This window comes from Methylobacterium aquaticum, from assembly GCF_001043915.1.
GTDB lineage: Bacteria > Pseudomonadota > Alphaproteobacteria > Rhizobiales > Beijerinckiaceae > Methylobacterium > Methylobacterium aquaticum.
The window spans coordinates 1-15,645 of the sequence record NZ_LABX01000112.1 but is presented as its reverse complement, the minus strand read 5'-3'; the positions used below and the strand labels follow the sequence as shown (position 1 = coordinate 15,645).

The following is a 15,645-nucleotide window of genomic DNA, read 5'->3' as shown; positions in this document are numbered from 1 at the left end:
GCGGATTTGACCCGCTGGCCCGACCTCGCCGGCATGCTAGCCTGCCTTCTTCGCCCGTGCCTGGGCGGGGTCAGCGGGAGCAGGGCATGATGAGGGCCGAGCCGGACACCGCGCAACGCAGTCCCGCCCCGGAGGGCCGGGCCGATCCGGTGCGCGCAGGGCTCGAACGGCTGGTGGTGCGCGCCGGGCGGGTGACCCTGTGGGAGCAGGCGTGGCCGGTCCTGTGGCGCGGCCTCGCGGTCGTGCTGGCCTTCCTGGCCGTGTCGTGGCTCGGGCTGTGGCTCGATGCCGGACCGGCCTGGCGCATGGCCGGGGTGGCGCTCTTCGCCCTCGCCCTCGTCGCCGCGCTGCTGCCGCTCGTCCGCCTGCGGCCGATCGCCCGGACCCAGGCGCTGGCGCGGATCGACCGCGATGCCGGCCTGGCCCACCGACCGGCCCGGACGCTCGAGGACACGCTGGCGCTGGGCCAAGACGATCCCGGCACCAGGGCCCTGTGGGCGCTGCACCGGAGCCGCGCCGCCGCGACGCTGGCGCGCCTGAGGGTCTCCGGCCCGCGGCCCGGAATGGCCCGGCGCGACCCCTTCGCGCTCCGCGCCGGCGCGATCCTGGCTGCCGTGGCCGCCGCCTTCGTGGCGGGGCCGGAAGCCGGCGAGCGCCTGCGGGCCGCCTTCAACTGGCGCGGGCCCCCGCCGGCCGCGCCCTCGTTCCGGGTCGACGGCTGGATCGACCCGCCGCTCTACACCCGGATGCCGCCCCTCATCGTCACCCTGGCGGAAGCGGGCCAGCGCCTGCGGGCGCCGGTGAATGCGACGCTGGTGGTCCGCATCGCCGGCGCCAGCGACGCGACGGTGACGCCGGGTGCCGGCCTCAAGGCCCTGCCCGCCACGGCGCCGGCCCGGCCCGACCTGCGCGAGGAGCGCTTCACCCTCACCGGCGGCACCGCCGAGGTCGCGGTGCAGACGGGTTTCGCCAGCACTCACCGCCTGACGATCGAGACCATCCCCGACCGGCCGCCGGAGATCGCCTTCGCGGGGCCGCCGGAGACCAACGGGCGCGGCACCTTCACCCTCGCCTATCGGGCCAAGGACGATTACGGCCTCGCCTCCGCGGAAGGCGTGGTCGAGCCGCAGGCGAAGGGACGCAGCCTGGTGCCGCCGCCGCGCCTGAGCCTGAGCCTGCCCGCCGACGCGCAGGGGACCAGCGACACCCGCACCCTGATCGATCTCACCGACAGCCCCTGGGCTGGCGCCAAGGTGCTGCTGACCCTGGTGGCCAAGGACGAGGCCGGCCAGGAGGGGCGCTCCGCGCCCCTCGCCGTCACCCTGCCGGGCCGGTTCTTCACCAAGCCCCTGGCACGGTCGCTGGCCGAGGAGCGCCGCCGCCTTGTCCTCGATCCCGATGGAAGCCGGGCCCGGGTGGAGACCTCCCTCGATGCCCTGCTGATCGCGCCGGAGCGCTTCACGCCGCAATGGGGCGTCTTCCTGGGGCTCCGCGAGGCCGTGCAGCGCCTGCGCGCGGCGAGGTCCGACGAGGCCCTGGTCGAGGTCGCCGACCTTCTCTGGACCATGGCGCTCCAGATCGAGGAGGGCGACCTCTCGGATGCCGAGAAGGCCCTACGCGCCGCCCAGGACCGGCTCAAGGACGCGATGGAGCGCGGCGCCTCCGACCAGGAGATCGCCAAGCTCACCGAGGAGCTGCGCCAGGCGATGGACCGCTTCCTGAAGGAATTCGCCCAGCGCCAGCAGCAGAACCCGCAGAATCCGGGGCAGCCCAACCAGCAGGCCGACCGCACGGTGACGCCGGACGACCTCGCCAAGATGGTCGACCAGATGCAGGAGGCGATGAAGCGCGGCGACGTGGCGGAGGCCCAGCGCCTGCTCGACCAGCTCCGCGGCATCCTGGAGAACCTCCAGACCGCCCAGCCCAACTCGCGCATGAGCGACCCGACCGCCCGCGAGATGAACCGCCAGATGCAGGATCTGGAGGCGATGGCGCGCGAGCAGCAGGGCCTGCGCGACGAGACCTTCCGCCAGGGCCAGGAGCGCCGCTTCGGCAATCGCGGCCAGCCGCAGCAGCCCGGGCAGCAGGGCCAGCGCCCGCAAGGCCAGCAGCGCGGGCAGCGTGGCGAGCCCCAGGGCCAGGACGGCCAGCAGCCGGGCCAGCGCGGCCAGCAGGGCGGGCAGCCGCCGGGCGGGCTGGGGGATCGCCAGCAGGCCCTGCGCCAGCGCCTGGAGGACCTGCAACGCCGGATGAAGGAACTCGGCATGCAGGGCGAGCAGGGCCTGTCCGACGCCGAGCAGGCGATGCGGGAGGCCGAGAATGCCATCGGCCAGGGCCAGGACGGCTCCGCCGTCGATGCACAGGGACGCGCCCTCGAAGGGTTGCAGCGCGGCGCCCAAGGCATGGCCCAGCAGATGCAGCAGATGGGCCAGGAGGGGGAGGGCCAGCAGACGGCCGACGGGCAGCAGGGCCAGGGCAATCCCAACCAGCCCGGCCGGCAGGGCGCCCGCAACAACGATCCCCTCGGCCGCCCGACGCGCAACCGGGATTTCTCCGACGGCCGCGTGCGGGTTCCGACCGCTGAGGAATCCGGCGTCGAACGGGCCCGTCGCATCCTGGAGGAATTGCGTCGCAAGCTCGGCGATCCGAGCCGCCCGACGGAGGAGCTGGACTATTTCGAGCGCCTGCTGCGGCGGAACTGATCGCGCCGAGGCGGCCTCCGCGGACCGGGAGCGAGATCCGGTCCGCCTCCTGCGTCGCGCAGCCGCCTCCCCGGGCGGTCCCGATCCCCCTCATACCGACGGTCGAAAGAACACGACCTTTGGTGCCGCTCTCGCATTTTCGCCAAGCGTCTGGCTTGGAATCGAACATTCGAGATGGATCCGACGGCCGGATGCGTCAGCATCGTCGGCCGTTGATATCAGGCCGTCCCACTCCGCGAGCCGTTCCGAATGTCCAGCAATACCCTCGTCCTCATCGCCTGCCTCGCCGTCGCCGTGGTGCTGCTGCTCGGGCTGGCCAACATGCTGCGCGGCGGCAGCGCCAACCTCTCGCAGCGCCTGATGCGCTTGCGGGTGGTGCTCCAGTTCGCCGCCATCGTGGTCATCATGGGCGTGCTGTGGTGGCGGGGCGCGTGACCCAGCGATACCTGTGGCGGGGTCGACGCAGGGGGGGGAAAACCGCAGTGAGACGGAATGCGCGGCGAGACGAGACGGGAGCGCCCTCGCTAAGGTGATTCCGCCCCAGCACGGGGCGGTGGACCCGTTCGACAAATGCGCGCACCTCTCCCGAGCCTCGCCGTAGCGCTCGCCGCCACGGCCCTCCTGGCGGCACCCGCCGCCCGGGCCGCGGACCCCTCGGCCCTGGTGCCCGCCTACCGGCCTCCGGTCCAACCGCTCAGCATCGTCTCGGAGTTCCGCATCGGCGGCGCCGCCCAGGATCCGGGCAGCAACGAGAAGAACACCAGCAACATTAACGGCGAGTTGCTGTTCGCCAAGCCGGTCACCGGGCTCGACCGGTTCTGGACCGCCTTCGTGCCGCGCCCGACCGTCGGCGGCAGCTACAACGTCGACGGCCGCACCAGCTACGCCTATCTCGGCGCGACCTGGACCGTCGACATCACCGACCGGATCTTCGTCGAAGGCTTCTTCGGCACCGGCTTCCACAACGGCTATAGCGGCCCGAAGATCGACGTGCCGAAGACCTTCAACTCGCTCGGCTGCTCGCCGCTGTTCCGCGAGGCGGCTGCCGTCGGCTTCCGGCTCACCGAGCACTGGAGCGTCATGGCGACGATCGAGCACATGTCGAATGCCGGTCTCTGCGTCACGAACCGCGGCCTGACCAATTTCGGCGGCAAGATCGCCTATACCTTCTGACGACAGCCCTCCGTCGGACATGGGGCTGGCGCTTCGACCAGGGAGCGCTAGAACTCGCCGCCGGAGCGGGCATGCCCGCCGAAGGGAGCCTGCCGTGGTCGTCCTCAACCGCATCTATACCCGCACCGGCGATTCCGGCACCACCGCCCTCGCCAGCGGCGAGCGCCGCTCGAAGGCGGATCTCCGCGTCGAGACCTACGGCACCGTCGACGAGACCAATGCCTGCCTGGGGCTGGCCCGCCTGCATACGACGGGCGAACTCGACGCGATGCTGGGGCGGATGCAGAATGACCTGTTCGATCTCGGCGCCGATCTCGCGACGCCGGAGACGGGCGAGCCCCTCGCCTACGAGCCGCTGCGGATCGTCGCCGCCCAGGTCGAGCGGGTGGAGCGCGAGATCGACGCGCTGAATGCCGGGCTCAGCCCCTTGCGCTCCTTCGTGCTGCCCGGCGGCTCGCCTGCCGCGGCGGCGCTCCACCTCGCCCGCACGGTCTGCCGCCGGGCCGAGCGTCTGGCGGTGGCCCTGGCGGCGACGCCGGGCGAGACCGTCTCGCCGGTGGCGATCCAGTACCTGAACCGCCTGTCGGATTTCCTGTTCGTCGCCGCCCGGGTCGCCAATGACGGCGGGGCCGCCGACGTGCTGTGGGTGCCCGGGAAAACCCGGACTTAAGACCTGCCCTGAACGGTGGGCGGCGGGTCTCCGGGGCGCGTTGACAAGTCGGAAAATCGGCCGCTACGGTCCGCGCCACCTTGCTCCATCGGGGATGATCGCGGGCCGGCCAGAGGGAGGGCCCGACCACGATCGCCCCTTCATCCTGAAGGATGCGACGATCATGAAGGTCCTGGTGCCCGTCAAGCGGGTGGTCGACTACAACGTGAAGATCCGGGTCAAGCCGGACGGCTCGGGCGTCGAACTCGCCAACGTGAAGATGTCGATGAACCCCTTCGACGAGATCGCCGTCGAGGAGGCGATCCGCCTCAAGGAGAAGGGCAAGGTCACCGAGATCGTCGCCGTCTCGATCGGGCCGCAGCAGGCCCAGGAGACCATCCGCACCGCCCTCGCCATGGGCGCCGACCGGGGCATCCTGGTCAAGACCGATGCCGCCGTCGAGCCGCTCGCCGTCGCCAAGCTCCTCAAGGCGCTGGTGGATAAGGAGAGCCCGGATCTCGTCATCCTCGGCAAGCAGGCGATCGACGACGATTCGAACCAGACCGGCCAGATGCTGGCCGCCCTGCTCGGCTGGCCGCAGGGCACCTTCGCGTTCAAGCTCGAGATCGGCGACGGCAACCTCGACGTGGTGCGCGAGATCGACGGCGGCCTCCAGACCCTGACCCTGACGCTGCCGGCGATCGTCACCACGGACCTGCGCCTCAACGAGCCGCGCTACGCCTCGCTGCCCAACATCATGAAGGCGAAGAAGAAGCCCCTCGACACGGTCGAGCCGTCGGCCCTCGGGGTCGACATCGCGCCGCGCCTGAAGGTGCTCAAGACCGTCGAGCCGGGCGGCCGCAAGGCCGGCGTCAAGGTCGCGAACGCCGCCGAGCTCGTCAACAAGCTGAAGGTCGAGGCCGGCGTCCTCTGACGAGGACGTGACGGCATCCCTCGATAGGAAGGAACGACACGCCATGACCACTCTCCTGCTGGTCGAGCATGCCGGCGGCGCCGTGAAGGACGCCAGCACCAAGGCCCTGACGGCGGCCAAGCAGCTCGGCGCCCCGGTCCACGCACTCCTGGTCGGCGCCGACGCGCAAGCGGCGGCCGAGGCCGCCGCCAAGCTCGACGGCGTCGAGAAGGTGCTGGTGGCGGCGGACGCCGCCTTCGACCACCTCCTCGCCGAGCCGACCGCGGCGCTCGTCGCCGAGCTTGCCGCCGCCTACGACACCGTGATCGCCGCCGCCTCGACCGAGGGCAAGAACGTGCTGCCGCGCGTCGCCGCCCTGCTCGACGTGGCCCAGGTCTCGGACATCATCAAGGTGGTCGGCCCCGACACCTTCGAGCGGCCGATCTATGCCGGCAACGCGATCCAGACCGTGCAGGCGACCGACGCCAAGCGGGTGATCACGGTGCGGACCGCCGCCTTCCAGGCGACCCCCGAGGGCGGTGCCGCCGCCCCGGTCGAGGCCGCCGCGGTGGCGGCCGCTCCGGAGGCAAAGTCGTCGTTCAAGGGCGAGGAGATCGCCAAGTCCGACCGTCCGGAACTGGCCGGCGCCCGCATCATCGTGTCGGGTGGCCGCTCGCTCGGCTCGGCCGAGAAGTTCAAGGAGCTGATCGAGCCGCTCGCCGATTCGCTCGGTGCCGCGGTCGGCGCCTCGCGCGCGGCGGTCGATGCCGGCTACGCCCCGAACGACTGGCAGGTCGGCCAGACCGGCAAGGTGGTGGCGCCGGACCTCTATGTCGCGGTCGGCATCTCGGGGGCGATCCAGCACCTCGCCGGCATGAAGGACTCGAAGGTCATCGTCGCGATCAACAAGGACGAGGAAGCGCCGATCTTCCAGGTGGCCGATTACGGCCTGGTCGGCGACCTGTTCCAGGTCGTGCCGGACCTCCAGCAGGCGATCGCCAAGGCCAAGGGCTGATGACGCGCTGACCGGGGGCTGACGGCGAACCGCCCCTCGCCCGACGGGTGCGGGGGGCGGCAAGGAGACCGGCGCGAGCTTAGCCGGAAGCCTTCGCATCTGCGAAGGCGCGGTGATATGAACGCTCGGGACGGCGTGGCGGAAGGCAGGGACGTGATGGGCATCGAGATCAAGACGGTCGGCATCATCGGGGCCGGTCAGATGGGCAGCGGCATCGCCCATGTCTGCTCCCTGGCCGGGCTCGACGTGCGGATGAACGACCGCGATCCCGAACGCCTGAAGAACGGGCTCGCCACCGTCAACGGCAACCTCCAGCGCCAGGTCTCGAAGGGCGCCATCACCGAGGACCAGCGCCGGGCCGCGATCGAGCGGATCCTGCCGGTTCCGTCCTTCGACGATTTCGGTCCCTGCGACCTCGTGATCGAGGCCGCGACCGAGGACGAGGCGATCAAGCGCACCATCTTCAGCGCGCTCTGCCCGTCGCTGCGGCCCGAGACGATGGTGGCGACCAACACCTCGTCGATCTCGATCACCCGGCTCGCCGCCTCGACCGACCGGCCGGAGCGCTTCATCGGCATCCACTTCATGAACCCGGTGCCGGTGATGCAGCTCGTCGAGCTGATCCGCGGCATCGCCACCGAGGACCCGACCTACGAATCGGCCAAGGCTTTCGTGAAGCGCCTCGGCAAGATCGTGACGGTCTCGGAGGATTTCCCGGCCTTCATCGTCAACCGCATCCTGCTGCCGATGATCAACGAGGCGATCTACACCCTCTACGAGGGCGTCGGCTCGGTCGATTCGATCGACACCGCGATGCGGCTGGGCGCCAACCATCCGATGGGCCCGCTCCAGCTCGCCGACTTCATCGGCCTCGATACCTGCCTGTCGATCATGCAGGTGCTCTACGAGGGGCTGGCCGATTCGAAGTACCGCCCCTGCCCGCTCCTGGTGAAGTATGTCGAGGCCGGCTGGCTCGGGCGCAAGACCAAGCGCGGCTTCTACGATTACCGCGGCGCGGAGCCGGTGCCGACCCGCTAAGATCCGTCGACCGGCGATGTGAGGCCGCGCCGCCGAGGTGCCGCCGGCCGGTCAGCGGACCCGGATCAGGATGCGGGGACGCCAGATCCCCAGCACCACGTTCGCGGTCGCGATCGCGAGCAGCACCCACAGCGTGCCCCGCTCGGCGCCGAGCGACTCGGCCAGGGTCGCGGGATCGACCCGGCCGGCCAAAGCCTGCGCGCTGCGCTCGGCCTCCCGCTGCATCGGCCCCTGAACGCCGACGAAGCCGTATTCGAACATCAGGATGCCGGTCGCGAGCTTCACCCAGGCCCAGCCGGCATTGTGGAAGGCCCGGTTGAGCGCGATGGCCAGCAGGCCGGCGACGAGCATCAGAGCAAGCGACGGCAGGAAGACCCAGGTGGCGACAGCCGCCATGGCACTGCGCATCAGGGCGTAACCGGACAAGACGGCCGGTGGTGGCGTCACACTGAGCATCACGACTAGGGACGCCATCGCGCCCATCAGGCCGATGGCCCCCATCGTGTGGAGGAACTTCATCACCCGCCGCATCGCGACCACAGGATCCTCCCCGCCGAGTGTGGGAGGGTAAAGGACCGCGCCGGGCGGAGGGGACTCACATTCCCGTCAGTCCACGGATCCGCGCTCCCAGGGATGTCCAAGAGGGATCTCCAAGACAGAGGAAGGGCCGCCTCCCGGTGGGAAAGGCGGCCCTTGTCCGTCTTCGTGCCGCTCGCTCAAGTCAGTCCAGCACGCACTCGGTGTCGGAACACGTGGCGTTGCTTACTTGCCGTCGGACCGCTTGGCCCGCCGGATCACTTGGCGTTGGTCGAGCCCGTCGACTTCGGCTCGGCCGGAGCCGGATAAGCCGGGTTGCCGGCCGGCACGCCAGCGCTGTTCGCCGACGAGGTGCCGCCGCTGCCCGTGGGTGAGCCGGTGATCTGCTGGCGCGAGGCGTCCTGGCTCTGGCTGGCATAGTCCTTCGGGGCATTCGAGCCGTTCCAGCCGAGCAGGGCCACCATGGCGACCGCCAGGAGGGCGAGGCTGCCGACCAGCACGTAGAGGACAGGGCGGCCCTTCGCGCCCTGGCGGGCCGCGGTCGGGGTCTCGACGATACGGTTGTTGTCCATGGGGAACCTCGGGCTGAAGGCCCGGCGGGCGTCGCGCCGGGCGGTGGATCGATATGTCGGGCAACGTCACCGATCAGCCGAGGTTCCTGCGCGCGGATGCCGTGCGCGCCGCGCGGTCGTCTCTACTTGCCGGTCAGCAGCATGATCTTGCCGAGATGGGCGCTCGATTCCATCAGGGCGTGGGCCTCCCGCGCCTGGTCGAGCGGGAAGGTGGCGTGGATCACCGGCTTGACGGTGCCGGCCTCCAGCAGCGGCCAGACCTCCTGGCGCAGGCCCTCGGCGATCGCCGCCTTCTGGGCCACGGTGCGGGGTCGCAGGGTCGAGCCGGTCACGGTGAGGCGCCGGATCATGATCGGCGTCAGGTTGAGGTTCTCGGCCTGGAAACCTTGCAGGAACGCGATGATGACGAGGCGTCCCTCCAGCGCCAGCGACTTCACGTTGCGCTCCAGATAGGCCGCGCCGACCATGTCGAGGATCACGTCGACGCCCTGGCCCTCGGTCAGACGCTTCACTTCGGCGGCGAAATCGGCCTCGCGGTAATTGATGGCGTGATCGGCCCCGAGCGATTCGCAGAAGGCGCATTTCTCGGCCGAGCCGGCGGTGGCGAAGACCGTGGCACCGAACTGCTTGGCGAGCTGGATCGCCGTCGAGCCGATGCCGCTCGACCCGCCATGGACGAGGAAGCGCTCGCCCTTGTGCAGGCGGCCGCGCTCGAACACGTTGGTCCAGACCGTCCAGTAGTTCTCCGGCAGGCCCGCCGCCTCGATGAGCGAGAGCGGGCCGGGCTTCGGCAGGCAGAGCGACGCATCGGCGACGCAATACTCGGCATAGCCGCCGCTGATCGTCAGCGCGCAGACCTCCTGGCCTTCGCTCAGGGTCGTGACGCCCTCCCCGAGGGCGACGATGCGGCCGGCGATCTCGAGCCCCGGCACTGCGGTGGCGCCGGGCGGCGGCGGGTATTTGCCGGCGCGCTGCTGGCAATCGGGCCGGTTCACGCCGGCCGCCGCCACCTCGACCAGCACCTGGTTCGGGCCGGGACGGGGCACCGGCGCGGTCTCGATCCCGATCACCTCCGGCCCGCCGGCCCCGTTGAAGCAGACTTGGCGCATGGTGGCGGGGATCGACGGCATGGGGCGGCTCCGGTTGACGGGATGTCCGTCCCTACCTGCCGCGCGGGAGCGGGCCCGGCAAGGGGTCAGCGCGTCCCGTACATCCGGTCGCCGGCATCGCCGAGGCCCGGCAGGATGTAGCCGTGCTCGTTGAGGTGGCTGTCGATCGAGGCGGTCCAGACCGGCACGTCCGGGTGGGAGCCCTGGAACTTGGCGAGCCCCTCCGGCGCGGCCAGCAGGCAGACGAAGCGCAGGTCGCGGGCGCCGCGCTCCTTCAGCCGGTCGACCGCGGCGACCGCCGAATTCGCCGTCGCCAGCATCGGGTCGAGGACCAGGACGGTGCGGTCGGCGAGATCGGACGGAGCCTTGAAGTAGTATTCCACCGCCTCCAGCGAATCGGGGTCGCGGTAGAGCCCGATATGGGCGACGCGGGCAGACGGCAGGAGCGACAGCATCCCGTCGAGGAAGCCGACGCCGGCACGCAGGATCGGCGCCAGGACGAGCTTCTTGCCGGCGATCTGCGCGCCCTGCATCGTGACGAGGGGTGTCTCGATCTCCACCGGCTCCAGCGGCAGGTCGCGGGTGACCTCGTAGGCGAGCAGCATCCCGATCTCGTTCAGGAGCTGGCGGAAGCCCTTGGTCGAGCGGGCCTTGTCCCGCATCAGGGTCAGCTTGTGCTGCACCAGCGGGTGGTCGACCACCGTGACCGGCGCCACCCCGGTCTCCCCGCGCGCACCCGCACCCTGCATCGCCATCTCCCTGTCCACGATCACACCCAGGTTCAGAATACGGTGCCGTCGCTCGCGATCGCCAGCGGCGGCGCGCCCTCGGGCCGCAGCGCCCTGGCGAGGCGCCGGCCGGTGGCCCAGGTGCCGCCCTCCAGCACCTTGGCGAGCGGCAGGTCGGCCGGATCCGCGATCTCCAGACGCTCGCGCACCAGCGGCGCCAGCCGGTCGAGGAGCGCCACGGTGAGGGCCCGCCACTCGACGACCAGACGCGACTCGACCGGATGCGCCTGCGCCGCCTCCTCCGGCCGGCGCAGGGCCAGCACCCCGGTATCGAGGAAGAGGCCGCCGTTGCGGTATTCCGGCAGGCCGGTCAGGGCGTCGAGGCCGGTGACGGTCAGGCCAGCCTCCTCCAGCGGCTCCAGCAGCGAATAGGCCAGCCACTGCGACAGCTTGTGGAACGGCACCAGCCCCTCCGTGGGCCCGGTGCCGCCGGCGAGCGGATGGCGCCAGGTGTCGCCGAGATCGACACCATCGAGGACGATGCGCCCGGGCCAGATCGGGCCGAGATGGGTCAGCAGCACCTCCAGCACCGCCTCGGCCGAGACCGCGCCGTCGCGGGCCCGCGCCGTGATGCGGTCGAACAGGAAGCCGGGCCGCGCCTGCGGCCCGAACCCCTCGGGATCGGCCGCCGCGACCTGGCCGAGGCGGTTGAGGAGCGCGGTGCGGCCGGACAGGCCGACGAGGGGATTGGTCGGCGTGACCTGGAAACCGTCGGCGAGTTCGGCTTCGGTCAGGGTCGCCAGGGCCCGGGCATCGGCCCGGAACGGATCCTCCGGCTCGGAGGAGAACAGGCCGGAGACGAACATGTCGAAGCTCGCCACCGCCAGCCCCTCGGAACGGGCATAGGTCTCCCCGGTGCGGCCCTCCTCGTAGCGCCAGGTCGGGCCGGCGCCGGCATCGAGCAGCACGCTCACCACCACGAGGTCGAAGGCCGCGCGGGCCTGCTCGGCCGGGTCCTCGAAGGGCGCGGCGTGGACGAGGGAACCCCAGCGCTCGAAGCCGCCGACCGAGAAGTGGCGCCAGCGGGCATGGTACGGGATCGCGAGGTCCGGATAGGCGTCTCGAATCGTCTCGACGACGACATCGGCGCAGGGTCCGAGGCGGTCGAGGTCGACGACGAAATGGTCGAGCCGCCCGTCGAGCCCGGCCTTGAGCAGGATCTCGGCGCGGGCACGCACCGCCCGGGCCGAGAGCAGGCTGCGGGCGGTCGAAAACTCAGGCACGGGCATCTCCAGGGGCAGTTCGGGCGGGCACCATCGGCGGTCGTCAGAACCGCCCGGTTCTACTCAGAACCGCTCGAGGTCGCGGCCCTTCACGGCGTCGAGGGAGTCGGTGACGCCGTCCGGCGCGTAGTAGCCCGCCGCCTTCTTGGCTTCCATCTCCACCGAGGCATCCGGCGGGATCAGCTCCGGCGGGATCGGCACCCGCTCGCCGACCTCGATCCCCGATCCGGTGATGGCGTCGTACTTCATGTTCGACATCGACATCAGCCGGTCGATGCGGCGGATGCCGAGCCAATGCAGCACGTCGGGCATCAGCTGCTGGAAGCGGGCATCCTGCACGCCGGCCACGCATTCGGTGCGCTCGAAATAGGTGGCGGCGGAATCGCCGCCCTCCTGGCGCTTGCGGGCGTTGTAGACGAGGAACTTCGTCACCTCGCCGAGCGCCCGCCCCTCCTTGCGGTTATAGACGATGACGCCGGTGCCGCCTGCTTGCGCCTCGCGCACGCATTCCTCAATGCCGTGGGTGAGGTAGGGCCGGCAGGTGCAGATGTCGGAGCCGAACACGTCGGAGCCGTTGCACTCGTCGTGGACCCGGCAGGCGATGCGCCGGCGCGGATCGGACAGGCCGGCCACCTCGCCGATGACGTAGACGGTGCAGCCGCCGATCGGCGGCAGGAAGACCTGAAGGTCGGGCCGGGTGACCAGTTCCGGGAACATGCCGCCGGTCTGCTCGAACAGCGTGCGGCGCAAGGCCGTCTCGCCGGTGCCGAAGCGCGCGGCGATGCCCGGCAGGTACCAGACCGGATCGACCGCGATCTTGGTGACCGAGATGTCGCCGGTCGCGTGCAGCACCGTGCCGTCGGCAGCCAGCCGATGGGCGCCCATCGCCGCCAGGATCTCCGGCAGGCTCAATCGCGCCTTGGTGACCGCGATGGTCGGCCGGATATCGGTGCCGGAGGTAATCGCGTCGCGAAACACCTCGCCCGGCATATGGCCCCAGGGATCGAGAGACACGATCTTTTCGGGATCGGCCCATTGCGGGTGCGGGCCGATCGCCACCACCGGATGGGTGTTGGTGAGATCCGGCCGCGCGAGGGGATTCATTGCCCGGCCCGCGATGGCGAGGGCCCGGTACAGCGAATAGGCGCCGCCATTGGCCCCGATCACGTTGCGGTCGGCCGGGTTGGTCACGGTGCCGATGATCGGCCCCCGCTCGCGCGGGTCGGCGGCGCCCCAGCGGATCGGCCAGCGGGCGGCGCCCGGCTCCGGATGCGAGGTGAGCCGGATATGCGTCGAGCGGTTGGAACTGGTCATGCGGCCGCGCCGTCCTTCAACGGAGAAGGCTCCCCGCGGGGTCCGCGAGGAGCCTGTCGAGTGCTTGACCTTGTGGAGCCTAGCCCCGGGCGATTCGGCGCGTCAAGCTCAAGCCGGAGGCGCCCGCCGCCCATCGTCCGGGCAGCGGGCCGCCCGTCTCAGTAATTCGAGCCGGCGCGGCGGCGGGCCATGAAGGCGTCGAACTGCTCGCGGTCGCGGGCGCGCTTCAGCTCGTCCACGAACTCGGTGAAGGCGCGGCTCTCCTCCTCGAGGCGGCGGCGCTCCTCTTCGAGGCGCTCGATCTCCTTGCGGCGATACTCCTCGAAGGCCCAGTTGCCGCTGTCGCGGCGGGCGGCGCCGAAGCCGGAGAAGCCCGAGACGCCATCGCGGAAGGACCGCTCGGCGAAGGACTTCATCTCGTTCAGAGCCGGATAACCCATGAGCTTCCACACCACGTAGGCCGCGGCCAACGGCCACGCATAGATGAAACCGATGACGATCGCGCCGATCTCGAACGAGCGGCGCGGGAACGGGCCGTTGCGGCAGGCGCGGCCGCTCGACCAGGGGGCAGAGGAATACGACACGTCACGATCTCCCGCAGGATGTAAATGTGAACGACATTTACATGCGGGGTCGGTCGCCCGGTTTCAAGGAGGGGGTAGCGCCGAAAAATCGGGACGGGCCGGGATCGCGCCGGTGCCGCTCAGTCGATCAACCCACTTGCCGGCAAAGTCATACGAATTCTTAAACAAGAAGAAACATGAATTACACAAAGCAGAAACAAAATGTGTTGCGGCAACAACAGGCTAAGACAAGTAAAAATATGACGGGATTATGAACATGCGCCAAGCGTAGCGTTTTCTTAAACCTGCGCCACGGGCGGGAGAGCCGGATGGCCGGCCGCCTGGGGGATCTCGCCATGCTCTTCAGACACAGCGTCTCACTCATCGCGCTCGCCGCGGCCACGCTCGCGGCCGAGGACGCCCATGCCCAGACCGCCACCATCGCACCGACCAGCGCCAACGTCCTCAACCTGCTCAGCCCGTTCTTGAGCCTGAATGCCACGGCAACCGGCCGTGCGGCACTGCAAGCGAACCTCGACCAGGCGGTCCGCTACAACAACACCGCGACCCTGTTTCAGCAGCAACTCGCGATCAGCGACAAGAACCTGCTCGGCTCGGCCACCAACACCCTGTCTTCGGTGGGCCTCGGCACCTACGGCGCCGGCGCCAACCTGGCCGGCGGCCTGCCGGCCCAGACCGTCATCAACGGCATTACGCCGCAGCAGCCGGTCGGTGGCCTCGGCCCGGTGCTCGGCCCGATCTACGTCGCCGGCACCGCCGCGGGGACGAACGGCCCCCTCGGCAGCGTGGTGAACCTGCTCGCGCGCGCCTACAGCTTCACCGGCAACGATCTCGGCGTCGCCAAGAACTACTTCGCCAACGGCGCGGCCAACAATCCCAGCACCACGCCGCCGAACTACGTGCCGGTCCCGGCTGTCGCCCCCGCCGGCTACACCATCCCGACCTTCAACGGCCTGCCCAATACCCGCGACAGCGTCTACGACCTCGCCTACGGCGTGACCAACACGCAACCGGGCCAGGACGTTTACGGCAGCTCGCGCCCGATCCAGGTCGCGCAGGGCCGCTACACCATCTTCGACCCGACGGCGCTCAACGGCATCGCCACCAACCCGTCTTTCCCGAGCGGCCACACCACCTACGCCTTCACCGACGGCATCCTGCTGGCGATGACCACGCCGCAGGCCTACCAATCCATGCTGCTGCGGGCCTCCGAATACGGCGAGAGCCGCATCGTGCTCGGCGTGCACTACCCGCTCGACATCATCGGCGGCCGCGCGCTGGCGACCTACGACCTGGCGCAGGCCTTCACCAACCCGCTCTACATCAACAACGCCGCAACCACCGGCACCGCCATCGACCTGCCGAGCCTGTACACCCAGGCGTCGAGCCAGATGCAGAGCTACCTGGCGGCCCAGTGCGGCGCCTCGGTGGCGACCTGCGCGGCAAGCGCCGCCAACACCGCCAACAACCCCTACCTGCCGTCCGCCGCGAACCAGGCCCTCTACCAGCAGCGCCAGAGCTTCGGCCTGCCGACCCTGACCTTCGCGCAGGCGCCGCGCGAGGCGGCCCCCGCGGGCGGACCCGACGCCTCGATCCTGCTCGCCCCGATCTACGGCGGCAGCTCCGCGGCAGCCCAGCGGATCGCCCCGAATGGCGGCCTCTCCGGCACCCTCGCCACGGACACGATCAACCAGATCGTCGTCAACACCGAGTCGAACGCGCTCACAGCCTTCTACGGCACGCCGCTCAGCTACTGGAGCCGCGTCGACCTGTACTCGGCTGCCGGCTACTTCGGCAACGTCATCGGTACCTTGCAGATGGCCGCCACCGACCGGCTGACCACCGACGTCGCCATCGGCCAGACCGGCGCGCTCTTCGCCAACGGCACCATCACCGGCCAGGTCACGGTCGGCGCCGGCGGCCTGCTCGGCGGCACCGGCACGGTCGGCGGCGTCGTGGCCCAATCCGGCGGCACCGTCGCCCCCGGCAACTCCATCGGCACCCTGGCCGTCGCCGGCAACGCCACCT

The 15,645-nt window shown here is 70.5% G+C and carries 15 protein-coding genes; 8 read left to right on the top strand and 7 right to left on the bottom strand.

Annotation, left to right across the window (positions count from 1 at the left end; translation table 11 throughout):
- Positions 1-86 precede the first annotated feature (86 nt).
- The 7 genes from VP06_RS15135 to VP06_RS15105 all read left to right on the top strand — a co-directional run bounded on the left by VP06_RS15135 (position 87) and on the right by VP06_RS15105 (position 7,490).
- Complete coding sequence (locus VP06_RS15135; protein WP_053081821.1) at positions 87-2,702, top strand: TIGR02302 family protein; 2,616 nt, start codon at positions 87-89, stop codon at positions 2,700-2,702.
- A gap of 249 nt (positions 2,703-2,951) precedes the next feature.
- Positions 2,952-3,137 carry a twin transmembrane helix small protein gene (locus VP06_RS15130; protein ID WP_048464610.1) on the top strand — a complete coding sequence of 62 codons (186 nt, stop codon included), beginning with the start codon at positions 2,952-2,954 and terminating at the stop codon, positions 3,135-3,137.
- Between the two features lie 135 nt (positions 3,138-3,272).
- On the top strand, positions 3,273-3,875 hold the full coding sequence (locus tag VP06_RS15125; RefSeq protein WP_048464609.1) for an acyloxyacyl hydrolase: 603 nt from the start codon (positions 3,273-3,275) through the stop codon (positions 3,873-3,875).
- Positions 3,876-3,969: 94 nt separating this feature from the next.
- Positions 3,970-4,545: a cob(I)yrinic acid a,c-diamide adenosyltransferase gene (locus VP06_RS15120; protein WP_048464608.1), complete on the top strand. Its 576-nt coding sequence runs from the start codon at positions 3,970-3,972 to the stop codon at positions 4,543-4,545.
- A 163-nt stretch (positions 4,546-4,708) separates the two neighbouring features.
- Complete coding sequence (locus VP06_RS15115; RefSeq protein ID WP_048464659.1) at positions 4,709-5,458, top strand: electron transfer flavoprotein subunit beta/FixA family protein; 750 nt, start codon at positions 4,709-4,711, stop codon at positions 5,456-5,458.
- 43 nt (positions 5,459-5,501) lie between these two features.
- The gene (locus tag VP06_RS15110) at positions 5,502-6,452 is read left to right on the top strand and encodes an electron transfer flavoprotein subunit alpha/FixB family protein (protein WP_048464607.1); all 951 of its coding nucleotides are present in this window, start codon (positions 5,502-5,504) and stop codon (positions 6,450-6,452) included.
- A gap of 156 nt (positions 6,453-6,608) precedes the next feature.
- Positions 6,609-7,490: a 3-hydroxybutyryl-CoA dehydrogenase gene (locus tag VP06_RS15105; RefSeq protein WP_048464606.1), complete on the top strand. Its 882-nt coding sequence runs from the start codon at positions 6,609-6,611 to the stop codon at positions 7,488-7,490.
- Between the two features lie 51 nt (positions 7,491-7,541).
- Here the strand turns inward: VP06_RS15105 and VP06_RS15100 are convergent, their stop codons facing one another.
- From VP06_RS15100 to VP06_RS15070, 7 genes are all read right to left on the bottom strand, one after another.
- Positions 7,542-8,021 (bottom strand): hypothetical protein, encoded by a 480-nt coding sequence (locus tag VP06_RS15100; RefSeq protein WP_048464605.1) that lies wholly within the window; start codon positions 8,019-8,021, stop codon positions 7,542-7,544.
- A gap of 263 nt (positions 8,022-8,284) precedes the next feature.
- Positions 8,285-8,599, bottom strand: a complete 315-nt coding sequence (locus VP06_RS15095; protein WP_048464604.1) for a hypothetical protein — start codon at positions 8,597-8,599, stop codon at positions 8,285-8,287.
- A gap of 122 nt (positions 8,600-8,721) precedes the next feature.
- A complete protein-coding gene (locus VP06_RS15090) occupies positions 8,722-9,729 on the bottom strand; it encodes an NAD(P)H-quinone oxidoreductase (protein ID WP_048464603.1) in 1,008 nt (335 codons plus the stop codon).
- 65 nt (positions 9,730-9,794) lie between these two features.
- Positions 9,795-10,457, bottom strand: coding sequence for a uracil phosphoribosyltransferase (gene upp, locus VP06_RS15085; protein ID WP_048464658.1), 663 nt, complete (start codon positions 10,455-10,457; stop codon positions 9,795-9,797).
- 32 nt (positions 10,458-10,489) lie between these two features.
- Entirely contained in the window at positions 10,490-11,725 is a 1,236-nt protein-coding gene (locus VP06_RS15080; protein WP_048464602.1) for a URC4/urg3 family protein, read from the bottom strand.
- A gap of 57 nt (positions 11,726-11,782) precedes the next feature.
- Complete coding sequence (locus VP06_RS15075; protein WP_048464601.1) at positions 11,783-13,033, bottom strand: GTP cyclohydrolase II; 1,251 nt, start codon at positions 13,031-13,033, stop codon at positions 11,783-11,785.
- A gap of 158 nt (positions 13,034-13,191) precedes the next feature.
- Positions 13,192-13,617, bottom strand: a complete 426-nt coding sequence (locus tag VP06_RS15070) for a DUF2852 domain-containing protein (RefSeq protein WP_048464600.1) — start codon at positions 13,615-13,617, stop codon at positions 13,192-13,194.
- 308 nt (positions 13,618-13,925) lie between these two features.
- Between VP06_RS15070 and VP06_RS15065 the strand changes: the two genes are divergently transcribed.
- Positions 13,926-15,645, top strand: a 1,720-nt coding sequence (locus VP06_RS15065; RefSeq protein WP_245291185.1) for a phosphatase PAP2 family protein, incomplete at its 3' end; no start/stop codon positions are given.

Bases quoted from the DNA above. Each gene is read 5' to 3' on its own strand.
- VP06_RS15130 (WP_048464610.1), top strand. From the start codon at position 2,952: ATGTCCAGCAATACCCTCGTCCTCATCGCCTGCCTCGCCGTCGCCGTG.
- VP06_RS15115 (WP_048464659.1), top strand. From the start codon at position 4,709: ATGAAGGTCCTGGTGCCCGTCAAGCGGGTGGTCGACTACAACGTGAAG.
- VP06_RS15125 (WP_048464609.1), top strand. From the start codon at position 3,273: ATGCGCGCACCTCTCCCGAGCCTCGCCGTAGCGCTCGCCGCCACGGCC.
- VP06_RS15100 (WP_048464605.1), bottom strand. From the start codon at position 8,021: ATGCGGCGGGTGATGAAGTTCCTCCACACGATGGGGGCCATCGGCCTG.
- VP06_RS15090 (WP_048464603.1), bottom strand. From the start codon at position 9,729: ATGCCGTCGATCCCCGCCACCATGCGCCAAGTCTGCTTCAACGGGGCC.
- VP06_RS15110 (WP_048464607.1), top strand. From the start codon at position 5,502: ATGACCACTCTCCTGCTGGTCGAGCATGCCGGCGGCGCCGTGAAGGAC.
- VP06_RS15080 (WP_048464602.1), bottom strand. From the start codon at position 11,725: ATGCCCGTGCCTGAGTTTTCGACCGCCCGCAGCCTGCTCTCGGCCCGG.
- VP06_RS15095 (WP_048464604.1), bottom strand. From the start codon at position 8,599: ATGGACAACAACCGTATCGTCGAGACCCCGACCGCGGCCCGCCAGGGC.
- VP06_RS15075 (WP_048464601.1), bottom strand. From the start codon at position 13,033: ATGACCAGTTCCAACCGCTCGACGCATATCCGGCTCACCTCGCATCCG.
- VP06_RS15135 (WP_053081821.1), top strand. From the start codon at position 87: ATGATGAGGGCCGAGCCGGACACCGCGCAACGCAGTCCCGCCCCGGAG.
- VP06_RS15105 (WP_048464606.1), top strand. From the start codon at position 6,609: ATGGGCATCGAGATCAAGACGGTCGGCATCATCGGGGCCGGTCAGATG.
- upp (WP_048464658.1), bottom strand. From the start codon at position 10,457: ATGCAGGGTGCGGGTGCGCGCGGGGAGACCGGGGTGGCGCCGGTCACG.